General features: G+C 45.0%; 11 protein-coding genes. 6 read left to right on the top strand and 5 right to left on the bottom strand.

The window, feature by feature from the left end:
* The 6 genes from NT178_14935 to NT178_14910 form a co-directional block, all read left to right on the top strand.
* A partial coding sequence (locus NT178_14935; GenBank protein MCX5813822.1) for an Eco57I restriction-modification methylase domain-containing protein occupies positions 1-2,235 on the top strand: 2,235 nt, incomplete at its 5' end.
* A gap of 57 nt (positions 2,236-2,292) precedes the next feature.
* Entirely contained in the window at positions 2,293-2,499 is a 207-nt protein-coding gene (locus NT178_14930; protein MCX5813821.1) for a type II toxin-antitoxin system HicB family antitoxin, read from the top strand.
* Positions 2,496-2,708 carry a type II toxin-antitoxin system HicA family toxin gene (locus NT178_14925; protein MCX5813820.1) on the top strand — a complete coding sequence of 71 codons (213 nt, stop codon included), beginning with the start codon at positions 2,496-2,498 and terminating at the stop codon, positions 2,706-2,708. Before NT178_14930 ends, NT178_14925 begins: the two co-directional genes overlap by 4 nt.
* 137 nt (positions 2,709-2,845) lie before the next feature.
* Positions 2,846-3,049 (top strand): hypothetical protein, encoded by a 204-nt coding sequence (locus NT178_14920; protein ID MCX5813819.1) that lies wholly within the window; start codon positions 2,846-2,848, stop codon positions 3,047-3,049.
* Between the two features lie 556 nt (positions 3,050-3,605).
* Positions 3,606-4,025, top strand: a complete 420-nt coding sequence (locus NT178_14915; GenBank protein ID MCX5813818.1) for a type II toxin-antitoxin system HicB family antitoxin — start codon at positions 3,606-3,608, stop codon at positions 4,023-4,025.
* 120 nt (positions 4,026-4,145) lie between these two features.
* The gene (locus NT178_14910) at positions 4,146-4,667 is read left to right on the top strand and encodes a DUF2284 domain-containing protein (protein MCX5813817.1); all 522 of its coding nucleotides are present in this window, start codon (positions 4,146-4,148) and stop codon (positions 4,665-4,667) included.
* Positions 4,668-4,792: 125 nt separating this feature from the next.
* Here NT178_14910 and NT178_14905 read toward each other — a convergent pair whose 3' ends face one another.
* The 5 genes from NT178_14905 to NT178_14885 all read right to left on the bottom strand — a co-directional run bounded on the left by NT178_14905 (position 4,793) and on the right by NT178_14885 (position 15,395).
* Positions 4,793-5,203: a hypothetical protein gene (locus NT178_14905; protein MCX5813816.1), complete on the bottom strand. Its 411-nt coding sequence runs from the start codon at positions 5,201-5,203 to the stop codon at positions 4,793-4,795.
* Positions 5,204-5,301: 98 nt separating this feature from the next.
* Entirely contained in the window at positions 5,302-9,981 is a 4,680-nt protein-coding gene (locus tag NT178_14900) for a hypothetical protein (protein ID MCX5813815.1), read from the bottom strand.
* Between the two features lie 104 nt (positions 9,982-10,085).
* A complete protein-coding gene (locus NT178_14895; GenBank protein MCX5813814.1) occupies positions 10,086-13,580 on the bottom strand; it encodes a hypothetical protein in 3,495 nt (1,164 codons plus the stop codon).
* Positions 13,577-14,764 carry a hypothetical protein gene (locus NT178_14890; GenBank protein ID MCX5813813.1) on the bottom strand — a complete coding sequence of 396 codons (1,188 nt, stop codon included), beginning with the start codon at positions 14,762-14,764 and terminating at the stop codon, positions 13,577-13,579. The genes NT178_14895 and NT178_14890 overlap by 4 nt, the downstream gene beginning before the upstream one ends.
* A gap of 34 nt (positions 14,765-14,798) precedes the next feature.
* Positions 14,799-15,395, bottom strand: coding sequence for a hypothetical protein (locus NT178_14885; protein MCX5813812.1), 597 nt, complete (start codon positions 15,393-15,395; stop codon positions 14,799-14,801).
* Position 15,396 lies beyond the last annotated feature (1 nt).

Raw genomic sequence — 15,396 nt, 5'->3', positions numbered from 1 at the left:
ACTAATGTATATGAAAGGCTCTGTCAGTTGTTCCGCCAGGCCGATGAGCGTTATAATTCAGGGTTGTTCCATTTCCGAATGGAAAAAATGCGCCCTGAGCCGCCCGATGATTTAACTCTCAATCTCCTCATAGACGATAAGGTCATAAAAGAGATCATTAAAAATCTTTACTACCCTGACAGCCCCTATGAATTTTCAGTCCTTTCGGCAGATATTTTAGGCCAGGTCTATGAACAATTTCTCGGCAAGGTGATACATCTTACGGCAGGGCACAGAGCAGTGATAGAAGATAAGCCGGAAGTGAAAAAGGCAGGCGGTGTCTACTATACCCCGCGCTACATCGTTGACTATATTGTGAAAAACACCGTTGGAAAACTTCTTGAAGGCAAGACGCCAAAACAGGCGGCAAACATAAAGGTACTCGATCCTGCCTGTGGCTCAGGCTCATTCCTTATCGGTGCGTATCAATGCCTCCTGGACTGGCACAGAGACTGGTATAGCGGGCACACCCCTGAAAAACTGGCAAGAGGCAAATCACCCGCCCTGTATCAGGCCTCAGGGGGTGAATGGAGACTCACAACAGGTGAGAGAAAGCGCATACTCCTCAACAACATCTATGGCGTGGACATTGACACCCAGGCGGTGGAGGTTACAAAACTTTCACTTCTGCTGAAAGTGCTGGAGGGCGAAACTGAGCAATCCATATCGCAACAGATGGCGCTCTTCCATGAAAGGGCGCTCCCGGATCTCAGCGACAATATAAAATGCGGCAACTCTCTCATCGGCCCTGATTTTTACGACAACAGGCAAATGGGCCTGTTTGATGATACGGAACGCTACCGGATCAATGTCTTTGACTGGAAAAAGGAATTTCAGGAGATCATAGAGGCGGGTGGTTTTGATGCGGTAATAGGCAATCCTCCGTATGTCCGTCAGGAGATGCTGGGTGGCTTAAAACAGTATTTTCAGAAGCATTATAGGGTCTATGATGGCTCAGCCGATCTTTACGCCTATTTTATCGAGAAAGGCGTTTCCCTTCTCAACAATGGCGGTATCTTTTCCTACATCGTTGCGAATAAATGGATGCGGGCAAGCTATGGTGAACCCTTGAGGAAATGGCTAAAAGGCAAGTGCATTGAAGAGATTGTTGATTTCGGTGATTTACCCGTATTTCAGAAGGCTACTACATATCCATGTATTATACGTATTTCAAAGGCAGTACCGAAATTGAGTTTTAATGCCGTTCAGGTCAAAACCCTGGACTTCATAAGTCTGAAAGATTTTGTAAATTCAAATAGTTACAACATTAATCAAACAACTCTTGATGACAAAGGCTGGTCTCTCTCCGACGACCGGACACAGTTACTTCTTGCTAAGATACGGAAACAGGGGGTACCTCTCGGAGAATATGTGAAAGGCAAAATCTACCGTGGCGTATTAACGGGTCTTAACGAAGCCTTTGTCATCGACGCACAGACACGGGAACAACTCATCGCAGAAGACCCGAAAAGCGCAGAGCTTATCAAGCCGTTTTTGTTAGGGAGAGATGTCAAACGGTATCAACCACCAGCAACGAAACAATTCCTTATTCTTATTCCAAAGGGGTGGACACGGGTACAATCAGGAGATGTCCGCGATGCCTGGGGTTGGTTCAAAAAGAATTATCCTGCAATCGCCGACCACCTCACACCTTTTGCAGACAAAGCGAAAAAAAGGTATGACAAAGGTCAATATTGGTGGGAATTGCGAGCATGTGATTATTATAAAGAGTTCGAAAAACCTAAAATAATTTATGCTGAAATAGCCATAAAAGGTCAATTTATTATTGATGATTACAACAGTTATTCCGATACAACAACCTATATTCTCGGAACTGAGGATAAATACCTTTTAGGTATACTCAACTCAACGCTCTGGACGTTTTTATTTTCTAAAATAAGTTCTGAAATCAGGGGAGGTTTTTACCGGTGGAAACGTCAGTACATGGTGCCTTTGCCTATACGTACCATCAATTTTGCAGATTCTACCGATTCTACCCTCCACTCCAGCATGGTCTCCCTCGTAGAGCAGATGCTTGCCCTCCACAAGCAACTTGCCGGGGCAATGACACCGCATGACAAAACCGCCATCCAACGTCAAATAGACGCCACCGACCGGCAGATAGACCGGCTTATGTATGAGTTGTACGGGCTGACGGAAGAAGAAATAAAAATTGTTGAATCAGATAGGCAATAAAAAATATAACTGTTGTAAATCATACAATAATTGTTAATAATAATTGCAGGAGGCGTTATGAGATTTTCTGTTGAAATAGAACAAGAGGAAGATGGTCGCTGGATAGCAGAAGTAACTGATTTACCGGGTGCTATGGCATACGGAAGGAATCCTGAAGAGGCCATGGCGAAGGCTCAAGCTCTTGCCCTCCGAGTAATTGCCGAACGCTTGGAGCATGGCGAACAATACCTCACTGATCTAAACATTACTTTTGCCGCAGCATGAGTGAATGGTCAAGCACGAGCGCTAAAAAGGTTTTAAACGCTTTGTTAAAGACAGGATGGTCTATAAAAAGACAGTCCGGTTCTCATAAAATTCTTCACCGCCCCGGTTGGCCTGATTACGTTTTTGCTTTTCACGACGGTGAAGAGATTGGCCCAAAAATGTTAACCCGGATTGCAAAAAGAACAGCTCTCAAACCCGATGATATGTAATCGATAAGAAGCAGCTTAAAAATATATCGCAGGGACTGTTTATTGGCGCTATATTATCACTCCCTTGTTTCATAAAAAGAGATATGTTACTCTTATCATAAGGTAATTAATGAAATTTACATGGGATTAAACAGGCAATGAAAAAAAACTATGATTTTTCAAAAGCAGAACAGGGAAAATTTTATAGACCGATAGAAGAATTAGAAATTCCGATATATTTAGATAAAGAAGTTAAGGAATTTTTCAGCAAGAAGGCTTTAAAAAGAAATATTGGGCTTGATAAGGTAATAAATACAATATTACGAAAAGAAATGAAAATGTTAAAGGAAATCGGGACATAATTTCTTCTCTCTTTTGCCAATACGGAAACCTGATACTCTATCGGAGGCAGTGGTGTTCACATTGAACACCATCATTGAAATCTCAGGAAAGGCTTGTGCCTCCTTGTTCCGCACGATATCACTTCTAAAAAATATCTGACGTGCTGATATTATAGAAAGACATCTCAACTTTCCATTAAGTGGCTGGAAGCCTTTTAAGTTCCATCGTCGCCGGAAAAAGTATTCCGGCTATGCCATTAGAAAGTCAGGAAGCCTCATCAAAAAATAAACATATTTTTCTTGACACATAGTATCATATACAATACTATCATATTTATGAGCACGGCAGAAAAGACCCTTGAAAAAATGAGGAACAACCCGAGGGATTGGCGGATTGAGGACGTGATTGCCATAGCGGAACGATATGGGATTGAGATCAGAAATAAGTGAGGCAGTCACCATACCCTGTCATATCCCGGCATTAATGAACATATAAGCATACCGGCTAACAAGCCGATAAAACCGGCATATATCAAGCAACTTGTAACACTTATAAATGCTGTAAAGGAGGCACAACATGAGTATTAAAACTATACCTTCCGTAAAATCACCCTGGCCGTTTGAGGCATATGCCCATATTATCCGGCCTCTTGATGAAGATGAAGGTGGCGGTTATCTTATTACATTTCCCGATTTGCCTGGGTGTATGGCCGACGGTGAGACACTTGAAGAAGCCATTATTGAAGGGAAAGATGCCTTTGAATGCTGGATTGCCGCTCAGGTAGACATGGGCAGGCCGGTTCCTGAACCCCGCTGGAGACCTGAAGAGGAAATAATGCCAAAAGTTTCCGGTAAGTTTGTTCAACGGATTCCATTGACACTTCATGCAAAACTTGTGAAACGGGCAAAACAGGAAGGAGTGAGCCTGAATACACTTGTTCTCGCTCTTATCGCCGAAGGTATAGGAAAGCGTGAGGGGAGAGGTCTGTCTGCCTAATCCAAGGCACAGGCAGGTAAAGGCTATGATGGGTGACCCCTTGTGCCCCGCAGGAAAAGTTCTTCCGGAGACGAAGGAACTGTATTGAAAAACACTCAATAAAACGAAAGGTGGTGTTTTATGGAAATGTTAAAGCCTTATCTTGAAGCTGCACTGAAAAAAGAAGTGAACCATGCGGTTGTCGTTGAGACATCAAAAGTCTTTACCGAGCCCTGGGTAAGGATGCGGTGCCAGTTCGGCTGTTTTATGTACGGCAAAAGCCTCTGCTGCCCTCCCCGTACACCCACACCGGAAGAAATGCGAAAGATACTTGATTCTTACCGATGCGGAATCCTTCTGCACCGCCATATACGGAAGGGGTATAAATATATCGACGAATTCAATGAAATCATAGTGGATCTGGAAAGAACCATTTTTCTTGATGGTTATTACAAGACGTGGGCAATCGGCAGCGGCCCCTGCACGAGATGCAAAGAATGCAATGTTTCCGGCGCCTGTCTCCATTCCGACAAGGCAAGACCTTCCATGGAGTCATGCGGGATCGATGTATTCAGGACAGCGAAGCAAAATGGGCTTCCCATCAAAGTGGTAAAAGACCATTCACAGGACAGGGATATATACGGATTGATACTGGTGGAATAGCATCTATTCAAAGAAATGGCATTATAAATGACTTAAAATAACAATATCAGAAAATTGCAAAAAAACCGTTCACAAAATACACCATACCGGCAGCCCCGGCAACAAGACCAATCCACTCCTGAAGTCTATTGCTTCTTTTCTCCGAAATTGAAAACCCAACATCCATAACAACACTTAGAACCTTCTAAGAAGTTGTGTTCCTTGCATATATACTTTCCGCAGTAGTTGCATTGGGCCACTTCAATTATTGAAGAACAGTGTTGCTCATCACAGATCCTGTTCCCTTTTTCATCGAACTTCCTCTGACTCATCCTTATCCATTCTTTGTTCTGCCTGTCCTTTTCAGCAATAAGAGCCTCCATTACATCGGGGCGGGTCTCATTGATGAATTCCCCTATTGCCCCCTCGATGAGTGCGTCCCTTACAAATTCATCTTCTTTCTCTCTTGTGATATGCTCAATAATATTTTTGATCTCATCCTTTTCGGATGTCTCAAGCTTTATGCCGAGACGTTTTATGTCATCCATTATACTCATCTATATTCCTCCGTTAAATGCCACAATATGGCGCAAACAAGCCCGGTTGTAATTTATGCTTTTTCCTATGCCCTGTCAACGGGCTTGCCCGTGGCAATCTATTTCTTCGTATCCGTTCCTTTACCCAGATTTACTGCTGCATCAGGGACCGATTCCACATTATACTTTCCATAACACTTCTTTGAACAATCCCCGGTGTTTATGGGGAAATGCCTCCAGCATCCGAATCCCTGGTTGATGCATGGGCCGTTGGATGTTTTAGCACAGTGCGGGGAGCTGTTACTTGGTTTAGGATCATAATAAGTGGAAACAGCGCCGGGAACTGCAGTGCTGTTGCACTGGCATAGACAGTCAAGTACATTCTGTCTTTCCTTGTCTGTGAGCTGCTCGTATTTTTTTGGAGGCGGCTTGGGCACATCAGGTTTTTTGGTTGTATCGCTGCCCGGTTTTTTTGAAGCATCTTCTACCGTAACGAAGCGGCTTGTCTGCGCAAGCCGTACCTGTTGCGATTGTTCCATCATCCAGAGTTCCAGGAACACCTCATATCTTCCCGGCGAACTCCCTGCAAAGTTGAATGAACTGCCTGCGCCCCTGGCCTGTCCGTTTACAATCCATTTAAACGTGAACAGCCCCTGGTTCATAACATTCGTCTCGGAAACCATACCGTTTAATGTTGTCGATTCACCTACTTTTATTTTGTCTTTGGCTGTGCTGATATATATGTATCCATACGCCGCCTGGACCTCAAGGGGATAAGTTGCTTCTCCGACCTTCTGCCACTTTCCCATAATTGCCTGATATGCTTCAGTCTTAATGGTGTAACTGCCTTGTCTTGGCGCCTGGATAGTCTGGGTGTTGCCTTTGCTGCCAAGTTGTTGACCGTTCTGATACCACATATAAGCAAACTGTGCCTTTTTGTCTATGGATCTTATTGTTGCTGTGAGTGTTATATCCTGCCCGATCATGGTCCTTTTCGGTCCGTCAATGTACATGGAAACCGTTGGGTTTTCTACGACCATCTGATGCTTGGCATCGCCTACCAGCATGGATTTTCCCTCTATTACCTGATAAACAACGAGCTTAACATTGATTGTTTCTGGTTTTACCAGAGACCATTTAAATCCTTCGGCATTGCTGAAGATATTTGACTGTCCTTCGTAGCTCCATGCATACTTGAGAGAGGGTTTGAGGGAGAGGTCTATGTCAACGGCTGCTTTGTATTCTACAATCTGACCCACAACGGCTTTGTCATCCGCGGATATTCTTACTGATGCCTTCTGAATGGTAAATGTATACGTCGCTTCGCCGAACTTTTCCCACTTGCCAGCTTCCGCTTTCTGAACTTCTATTTTTACACCGAATGTTCCGGCAACCGATGTATTGATTTTAAGTGTATCGGACTGCTCGGCAAAGCGAAGCGAGCCCTTCATGTCGCTCCATACATAACGCAGAACAGGCGGCTCTTTCGGCGGCACAGTGAATTTCACGATTGCCTTTAACTTTACATCCTGTCCGAGTGCATATGGCGGCGCAGGATTGCCTTCAATGCTGATTAATACGCAGTTTTTCGAATAATACTCTCTGAAGCCCTTAATTGCGGCAGTGCTCTGTACATTATGCTCCTTTGCCCATTTAGGAGCCGAACCATACAGGGTATGGTCCTTTTGAAAAAGCGCACTCCATAGACCCTGCCACACACTATTCTGGACTACGTACCCGAGAGTTTTCTTATCGTATTCGCTGTCGAGTTTTGCCTCCGGGATACAGGTCGTCTTGATTTCGAGAAGCTGTTTCTCAACAGAATTCTTTGTATTTATTACAAACTGATAATATTGAAGCGCAGTTCTCTTGTCCCCTTCGGGTTTTGCAATAAGAAAATCCGACCCGGTCAGTATCCTTACCCCATGTTCGGCAGGGCTGCCTGCGGCAAAGATTGCCTCGGATTCCTGCCGTGCTTCATAGACGATCTTGTAGGCGTCAAGGTATTTTTTCACAATTTCGCCGGCCTTTGTATAATCGCTCTCCATCTGTCCTTCACTTAACAAATCGCGCTTTACATTCCAGAGCCACCTGAATACGGACTTAAGGTTGTTCGTATCAAGCTCCTTGTCCATTTCTTTTTCCAGTGCTGCATCGATCTTCAGCTCTTTGGCAATCTTGTTCAATTCAGCGAACAGTTCGGGCAGCATCCCCCTCAGCAGGGCATCGTCAATAGCTTTTCTATCCTCGAGCTGATGAATCATGTTCAGTACGAAGTTGAGCTTTGCCTCCTCCCAGCGCATTGTGTAGATGTCTCCGTAATGCTGCAGGAGCCTTGACCCCACATACTCGTTGCTCATCATCTGCTGGATGAGGTTGAGCGCCGGGTCGGTTGCTGCTATGTTTTTCTTCAGCATTTCATTTATAAAGGCCCTGTCGGTCAAAGTGTAATACGCCTTTAAAGACATGTCCCGCTGTGAAAGACCTTTTTTTAACTGCTGCCGCATTGCCTCGACCTGTTCTTTTTTATATCTTGAAAACTGTTCAACATTCAGCACACCGCCTGAATATTTAGCAGAAATGAGACGCCACGTACCGATCTTTGCAGATTCGTATGATTCAACACCTATGAGCTTGAATGTAGCTGTGGCATAGAGGGTGTCAACAAAGACGTTAAGCTGCTCGGTCCAGTAAAAAGTGACGGGCATATCAATCAGCACATACCTGCCTATCCCGTATGCAGCCTGCGCAAGACCTAAGGGTGGAACGAGGGTAGTGACAACTTCCCATCCTGCTTCGAGGTAATTCCCCATAATTGCCTGTTCTACGGAAGAACCAAAGGGCACGCGCCTGCGGAAGAATTCGGTAGCCAGTTCGCCCCAGCCGCCCTTCAAATATGCATCGCGATAGGCTGCTCCTTCCTCAATCAGTCCGATGGCGATTAAACCCTTTACTGCTCCGCGCCCCACTGCAGTAGATTGTATGGCCTCGTTGCATTTACGGTTAACCTGCTGTATTCCGTTCGCAACAGTGCCTTTCAAACCCTTCAGGGCAGAGGATTTTGACCGGGAGTCTTTAAGAGTTTTTGTCTCCTTGTATTCGGTCACAAACCTGTCGAAATCAGGGTTATCGCCCCTGAGTTCACCGAGCAGTTTGTCGTCAAGGATGTCGAGATAAAAATTTATCGAGCTTATACCCTTATCGCCCAAGTCCAATCCCTTCTCGATCTTGTTCATCAGATATGCAATGCCGAGCATACGGCCTAATTTTGTCTTTGCCTCGAACTGTGCCTTCAGGTATTGTTTGTCCTTTAGCATGTCAGGGGTGGCCTTTCCTCTCCCCTGTCTGAATTCGCCTGCAAGTGACTTGAAATCTTCGTGAAGCTTTGCAACGCCTTCATGCGTCAGCCCGGCGTCCCGTAATACGCCCATCTCCGTATCTGCCATCTTTTCAAGGTCGTCAATCTCTTTACTTAGTTTATCCTCCAACTGTTTCGCCTGCTCTTTTGTGGATTCATTGCCTTCAAGTTCGCTTAAACGATCAAGCTGTTTTTTGATGTCGTCAATCCTTTTGCCGTACCCTGTTTCCACATTCTTCCACATTGCGCTGACACAGTCTTCATTAAACCTGTTTATAATCTCCTTGTTCGGCCTTGTGACAAGCCATGGACCGCCTGTATTGGACGTAGTGATCTCAAACCGTGAAAAAGGCATAGCCCCGTATTTCTCCTGGAAATAAGCCCTGATCTTTTGATCCATCTGTTTTACTTTTGACTCTTTTTTCAGCTTGTCAAGCTCTCCGCTTAAAGCGCTCAAGCCGGGATCGGAAGAACCTATGCCCAGATATTTCATTAGTGCGTTATTGCTACGGTCAACATATTTAGCAGCCTTAATAACCGTATCAACAGGGCTGTAGATCCCTTCTTTCACGATATCGGAATAAAAGTGGCGCAGATTTTCCATAGAAAGACCCGGCTCTGCATTGTATTTAGAAGAGGCTATGCGAGGATCTGATGTCTGAAATTCGGACTCCCTGACAACCCGGTCAATTGCTTCTCCGAGTGCGCCCCGCACAGTGCCTGCTGCTGAGTCTTCGGAAAGACGCCTCAATCCTTCTTCGGAAAACAAAATTTCATCCACTATCTTCATCTGAGACAAGGCGAATTCCGCCCCGTGCTGCCCGATGTAGACCTCAAGCCCGGCCTTGCCGTGGGCTGTGCAGACCGAATCTATTGCCTGGGAGGAAAGTCCTGTGCGCTCCATAAGCTTTGCCTCAAAGGCACTCTTAAGCGCAGAAATAATGTTTGTGTCCCTGGATACGAAACTGAAATCAATATCGCCTTCGAATTTTAACGCTGTTGAAGGCTGGCCCACCCAACTCCCCACATATGCAACGAAAACGCTGGAGTTGCTGCTTCTGCCTTTAATTACATCTTTTATGGCTGCTTCGGTCTGAGCCCGCCGCCAGCTTAAAAGCTTTTCCTCAACACGGGTGCCGCCTTCGCCGTAATGTTCACCCAGAAACTCGCTTCCAAGGCCTTCATTATTAAGGCTTGTCTTTACCCGTATAACATCTTTCATATTGCCGCCAGTGTTACCGAGTCCCTTGAAAAAACCTTCGGGGCTGAGACTGCCGTTTTTGACACTAAGAAGCATCCTGGCGATGGCAACATCTTTTGGCGCATTTACAAATCTCGGGGAGCCGAGAAGTTTTACCTGTATGGGGTCGCGGTCATCCTTTGCCGCCCCGGCAGGGCCGGTTTGGGCATAGAGTCCGGTAGCTATGCCGGCGGATATCATTATGAAACAGAGGATTATATGCAAGATGTTGCAGTGTTTGGGTTTTACCATTTTAATTACCTCATATGTTTATGAATGAATTGCATTCTCACTTTTCATGTTTATTACGGCTTTGCATCAGGATATTTTTTACGGCATGCCTCCACTTTTTTATCAAAGGCCTCTTTTCTCTTTTTTGTTTCCTCTTTCCATCCGCATTCCTGCAATACAAGCCAAGCTTCGTTCCACGTGCCCGGTTGATTTCGGGTTGTATAGTATGCATCACAACACTGCTTGGGGGGATATTCCTGAGTTGCACCCATGGGCTGACAGCTATAGTGTGGATAAGAATCCTTGTTCCTGATCTTGGGAAACCAATTCACCGCGTTTTCGTAATACTTCTTTTCACTGCTTATGCACTCTTCGTACTGATTTTTCTTTATTGTACTGTCTTTATCCTTTGGAGGCGCAGGCTGACCTTCCACGACTACCGCGTACCCTGCCTGTGTAACCCTCGTGTCCGGATTTCCCCTCATCCATAGTTCTGCCCCGATTGCATGTACACCGGGAGTGTTTCCATTGAACGAGATAGTCTTTCCGCTGCCGGCTTCCTTCTCATCGATTGTCCATTTGAAATATAATGAAGATTCGGGAACATTCGTCTCGGAGATCATCCCCGTGTATGTGCCTGATTGGCCCATCTTTATTTGACCCGGCCCGGAGATATAGATTGATACCTTTACCTGTTCTTTTTCTTTTGCAATGAGCGAATATGTTGCCTCGCCTATTTTCTGTCCTGTGCTGCCCGTAGTTCTGAACGCCTCCACCCTGACTGTGTGGCTGCCTTGGCGTCCGATCTTTAAGGACTGAGAACTGCCCTTGTTGCCTGATTCCTGATTGTTCACCGTCCATCTGAAATAATTCTGCGTGTCTTTTGTTTCCGGAGTAAGCGATGCAATAAAAGTCATCATATCGCCAACAAATATCTCGGCGCTTGCAGGCGATACCCTGATTGAAACTTCGGTCTTAACCTGTGCAGTGCCTTTTAAATTGGCATAACAATTGCGCCCTTCAGCGATCATTTTCCCGGCCTCCTCAAATGCCGGGGCTAAAGGATCAGCGCCCTGAGGCGGTAAAACAAGTTGATCCATCTCCGGACAGGATTCGGGTTTTATTTGCGCAAGTTTTGTAACATCAATGGTAAAACGGTAAAAGTCTTTGATCTTGCCCTCGTGTTCCACGGCGCTTTTGGTATCAATTTTCAGCGCATCAACCTGGCGGGCAATCTCTAAAATTTCCTGCTGTTCCTTAACGTCTTTCTCGTTATAAAAATATTTCACGCCTGTATGAAATCTGCCCAAAGCATTGTTAAAATCTGTGACGGTAGCGTTAAGTTGAATGATCTTTTTCACGTAATCATCGTTCAGTTTGGCGGCGTTCTTGGATACAGCCTGTATGAAATCCATGTATTCCTTAAATTCCTTCTGTGCGTTCACGGCCTGAGATGCAAGATCGGTCTTTTCACCGACAGCACCTTTCAGCGCCGTCATTTCCTGTTGGGCATAGGCGTACTGCGTCTCGGCTTGATCGAGGTATGTTGATTTTATATTGGCCTTGTATGATTCGAGGCCTTTTTCGTCAATTTTGCCTTCATTGAAAGTCTTTATCGCTTGATTTGAAGCGCTGCATGTTTGTTGGGCGTATTGCTTCACCACAGCAAGCCGTTTTGTAAGATTCGCGTATATTTCAGCAGGATTTTTCACAGTTGCGGTTTTTTTATTCATCTCTTTCGCTGATACGCACAGATTTTTCAGCCTTTTAATAGATCCGTCCAATTGCAGTTGACTGCTGCTTATAGAGATCACCTGTTTTTGCAGGTTCCATGCCTGCTCGTCGAGAGGGACAAAGGATCTCAATTGGGTATCTGCTTCATTCGCCAGCCCTGAGAGTTCCAACGCAAGCTTTCTTAAAGCCCCTATGGGACGGTATTGTTCAACGCGTTTTTCCATTTCCTTTGCTGTTTCCTCAGCGCTATCGGCATCCCAGCGAAGCGGGGTATTGATGACAAAATTGGGTATGTTAGCAATGCCCGTTACAATGGCAATGCCGGCATCTTTGACGGCATAGACGTTTGCTTTGAGTACGGTCGTCATCTTGGAACAGTCTTTTCTGCCGGCATTCACGCAGTCCCGGTACTCTTTGAGTGCTTTCTGGGCTGCGTTATCCCCAATACTTATAGCTCCCGGTATGCCTGTTGCCTCCCAGAGAGCCTTTGCTGCCACCTCCGGTTCACTCTCCCAGGGCTGCTGTTCTTTCTTCTTTTCTCTCCATGTTTCATAGAGAAAAAGGACGGCCAGGGCCGCACCTGCACCTGCTGTTGCGCTTGTCGGTGTTTTTACATAGCCTATTACCGGCTCAAAAGGGTTAAAGGTCGAAGCCGCGGATTTAATCTTCGATGTTACTGTCGTAGAAACTGTTGTTTTCAATTCATTTATCGAGGTTTCCGGTGTTTTGCCTGTCACTGACTTAAACGCAGCCCCTTCGTCACTATTCATTATTGTTTGCGTTGTTTTCTGCTGCCGTCGAATGGCATCATTCAACTCGGCCTTCAGCCTTTGTTTTTCTGCAGGAGGTGTTTCCGGATCAGTAATCTTCTTTGTCTGCTCTTCTATATTTTTGGCATTTTTTTTCTCTATTTCGGGCCAGGCTTCCTTAGTCTGCTTTAGCGCCCTTTCTTTTACCGTTTCTTTCAGCTCCGGCATCAAATCAGGGTCCATCTTTCCTTCCTTAACGGCCTTAAGTAGCTCATCTTCCGGTCGCCCTGCGGCTTGATTTATCCTGTTTGCCTCCTTGGCGATTTTCATTTGTTGCTCGTATTGCTGCCATGATGTTTCTGCAGTTTTATTTAAGGGTTCCTGAATCTTTTTGATACTGTCGAGGGCCTTTCCTTTCACGTCCTGATCCGCAAACTCCCCTCCCACGCCCTGATATTTTTTCTGTCCATAAGCAGATCCTGCTGTTTCCGTCCCGCTTGTCTGCGCGTCTACTCTTGCATCATGGGCGCTGCTGCCAATTGGATCCTGAGGCCCTGCCGGTCGATGAAGCGGGACATCGAGTTCTTTGATGTTTATATAGTCACCCTCACGTTGAAAGGTAAATCCATTATCTTTTGCGTATGCCTCGTATTGTTTTGCAATTTTTTCATAGTCTGAAGCAGATTTTGCTGTGCTCTCACGGTCTGAAAAGATACCTTTGCGCTCAGACGGATCTGTTCCTGATAATTCGGGTTCGTTTTTTTTCTCTATCTTCGCTTTATTATACAAATAATCCAAAATAACCTTTCGTTTTTCCTCACCTGCCTGTCCTGTTTTCATCATTGATTCATAAACAGGTTTCAGTTTTTCCACTGCCCTTTGGTAGCCTTCAGCGTTTTTATTGATTGTGCCGTCAGGGTTTAATGCACCTTCTAACTCAAAAATCTTCGGCTTCAGTTCAGCATATGGTTGATAAAGGTTTTCACGATCTATCAAGACATTGTAGCCGGATGGGGAATAATCTGCTCCGATTGTAAAAAAAGCTACAAGGAAGCAAAATAAAATGGATCGGAGGATGCTCTTCATGGTTTCACCCCCTCCTTTTTCCAATCTTCCAGTAGCATTAAGGCATACTCACGATTTTCTGAAGAGGCCTCTTTTCTATTTACAATCTTATTGAGTTCCTCCCTCGCCTGAACAGTGTTTTTTTGTTCATGAAGGAGTATGGCAATGGCCAATCTGACGCTGTCCGGATTAGCTTGCGTCGGAAGAATCTCTCTGAAAAAATTGAGACCCCTCGCAGGCCCTGCGCTTAGAATATAAGATGAGCACATAGTCGCAATTAATGGAGATGAAAGAAATTTCGGATCTATCTTCAGTGCTGTTTCAAACTGCTTGAGAGCATTTGTATAGTTTTCGTGTCGAAAAAAGAATTGTCCAAGAAGTAATCGTTTCCTCACGTCATTCGGATTGATCGCCACAGCCCTTTGCAGGGCATCTTCAGCCATTATTTCTGCAATCGCATCATCCCCCATAGTATCGTAGAGTTGTCCCAAAACAGACCAATAATCGGCGTTATCCGGGGAGAGTTCAGTCGCCGACTGAGCATACTGAAATGCAAGTTTATATGCATCTTCATTGTTTTTCTTAGCCGCAACCTGGGTGAGGGTAAGGGCATACTGATAACGCAACTCGGCAAGGGCGTCTATGTTAGCCCTGCTTGGGTCTTTTTTTAATCGTTCAATCGCAACCAGTTCCTCCTTAAATCCTTCAGGCTTCCCGCCAAGTTCAAATTTCGGTTTACTATAAGCTTTCTGCAACCCCGATATATGCTCTGCCAATTTAGCATCCGGATAATATTTTTGGGCCAGCATATATTTTTCTATTGCAGCCTCTATCTTGCCCTGTTGTTGAAGCACGGCGCCTTCTTCCCGGAGCTTTTTTGCTGCCTCCATATACTGCTTTGCAAGGGCATTGCGAAGTGTCTTAATATGACCGGCAAGTGTTGCATCAGGGTAATAGCTCTGGCTCAGTTCGTATTTGTCGATAGCGTCGGCAAGTTGCCCCTTCTTTTGCAGGTCCGTCCCTTGCGCGCGGAGTTTTTTCGCCATCTCCAGATTGTTCTTTTGATCAAAAGCGTTTGTGGAAGTGCCTGTAGCCTGAGCATAGCATGTGCCTGGCGATTCGATATCGCTGCCAATAATGGCTTGCAGATTGAAGAACAAAAACAATAAAAAAACCGGTATGATTATTTTTATTTGATTATGCATTATTTTTGCTCCTTTTTTTTAAAAGATCCATGTATCAATCAGGAAAGACGAGCCATTCAATTTTATATACCATATTGTTTCTGAAATAAAAATTTACATCAGCATAACCGCTTTTATCCTCATATGTGAGGATATTTTTCTTCTGCTTTGAAGGCTTTCCCAGTATGCTTATTATATTATCTTTTTTACTGCCGATAACGATATCAAATTTTGCTTTGTATCTACTGTTCTTAATGGCTACCAATATAATAAACTCTTTTTTATCGTAGCCCGCCTGATACGTTGCAACCTCCAGTCCATCGTAAAAGAGGTTGGAAATTATGTCTGTCTGCTTTGGATCGTGGCGGTTTCTGATCCTCTTTGTTGTAATTCTGCCAGGTTTTCCGAGGTTGGCAATAATTTCAGTAACATCCTTCCCAAGGTTAAAGGCCCAGCCCTTCCATATAAATTCTTCTCTATCTGATGCGAAGCTTTGTAAGCTATCTATCTCTTTGATGTCTTGTGCATCGGCTTGCGCCTGTTCTCCCGTAGTGGGGGTAGCCCCCTCCACCGGCAGAGCAAACCCAGGACACAAAAGGGCGGTACAGAGAATCACTATAATAAAAAACCATTTCAATGTTTTTGATTCCATT

It is taken from the genome of Pseudomonadota bacterium (assembly GCA_026388255.1).
In the GTDB taxonomy this organism is placed as follows: domain Bacteria; phylum Desulfobacterota; class Syntrophorhabdia; order Syntrophorhabdales; family Syntrophorhabdaceae; genus JAPLKB01.
This window is presented reverse-complemented; position numbering and strand designations above follow the sequence as displayed.

Excerpts from the sequence above, each read along its gene's own strand:
- NT178_14930 (MCX5813821.1), top strand. The coding sequence starts at position 2,293 with ATGAGATTTTCTGTTGAAATAGAACAAGAGGAAGATGGTCGCTGGATA.
- NT178_14925 (MCX5813820.1), top strand. The coding sequence starts at position 2,496 with ATGAGTGAATGGTCAAGCACGAGCGCTAAAAAGGTTTTAAACGCTTTG.
- NT178_14920 (MCX5813819.1), top strand. The coding sequence starts at position 2,846 with ATGAAAAAAAACTATGATTTTTCAAAAGCAGAACAGGGAAAATTTTAT.
- NT178_14915 (MCX5813818.1), top strand. The coding sequence starts at position 3,606 with ATGAGTATTAAAACTATACCTTCCGTAAAATCACCCTGGCCGTTTGAG.
- NT178_14910 (MCX5813817.1), top strand. The coding sequence starts at position 4,146 with ATGGAAATGTTAAAGCCTTATCTTGAAGCTGCACTGAAAAAAGAAGTG.
- NT178_14905 (MCX5813816.1), bottom strand. The coding sequence starts at position 5,203 with ATGAGTATAATGGATGACATAAAACGTCTCGGCATAAAGCTTGAGACA.
- NT178_14900 (MCX5813815.1), bottom strand. The coding sequence starts at position 9,981 with ATGATATCCGCCGGCATAGCTACCGGACTCTATGCCCAAACCGGCCCT.
- NT178_14895 (MCX5813814.1), bottom strand. The coding sequence starts at position 13,580 with ATGAAGAGCATCCTCCGATCCATTTTATTTTGCTTCCTTGTAGCTTTT.
- NT178_14890 (MCX5813813.1), bottom strand. The coding sequence starts at position 14,764 with ATGCATAATCAAATAAAAATAATCATACCGGTTTTTTTATTGTTTTTG.
- NT178_14885 (MCX5813812.1), bottom strand. The coding sequence starts at position 15,395 with ATGGAATCAAAAACATTGAAATGGTTTTTTATTATAGTGATTCTCTGT.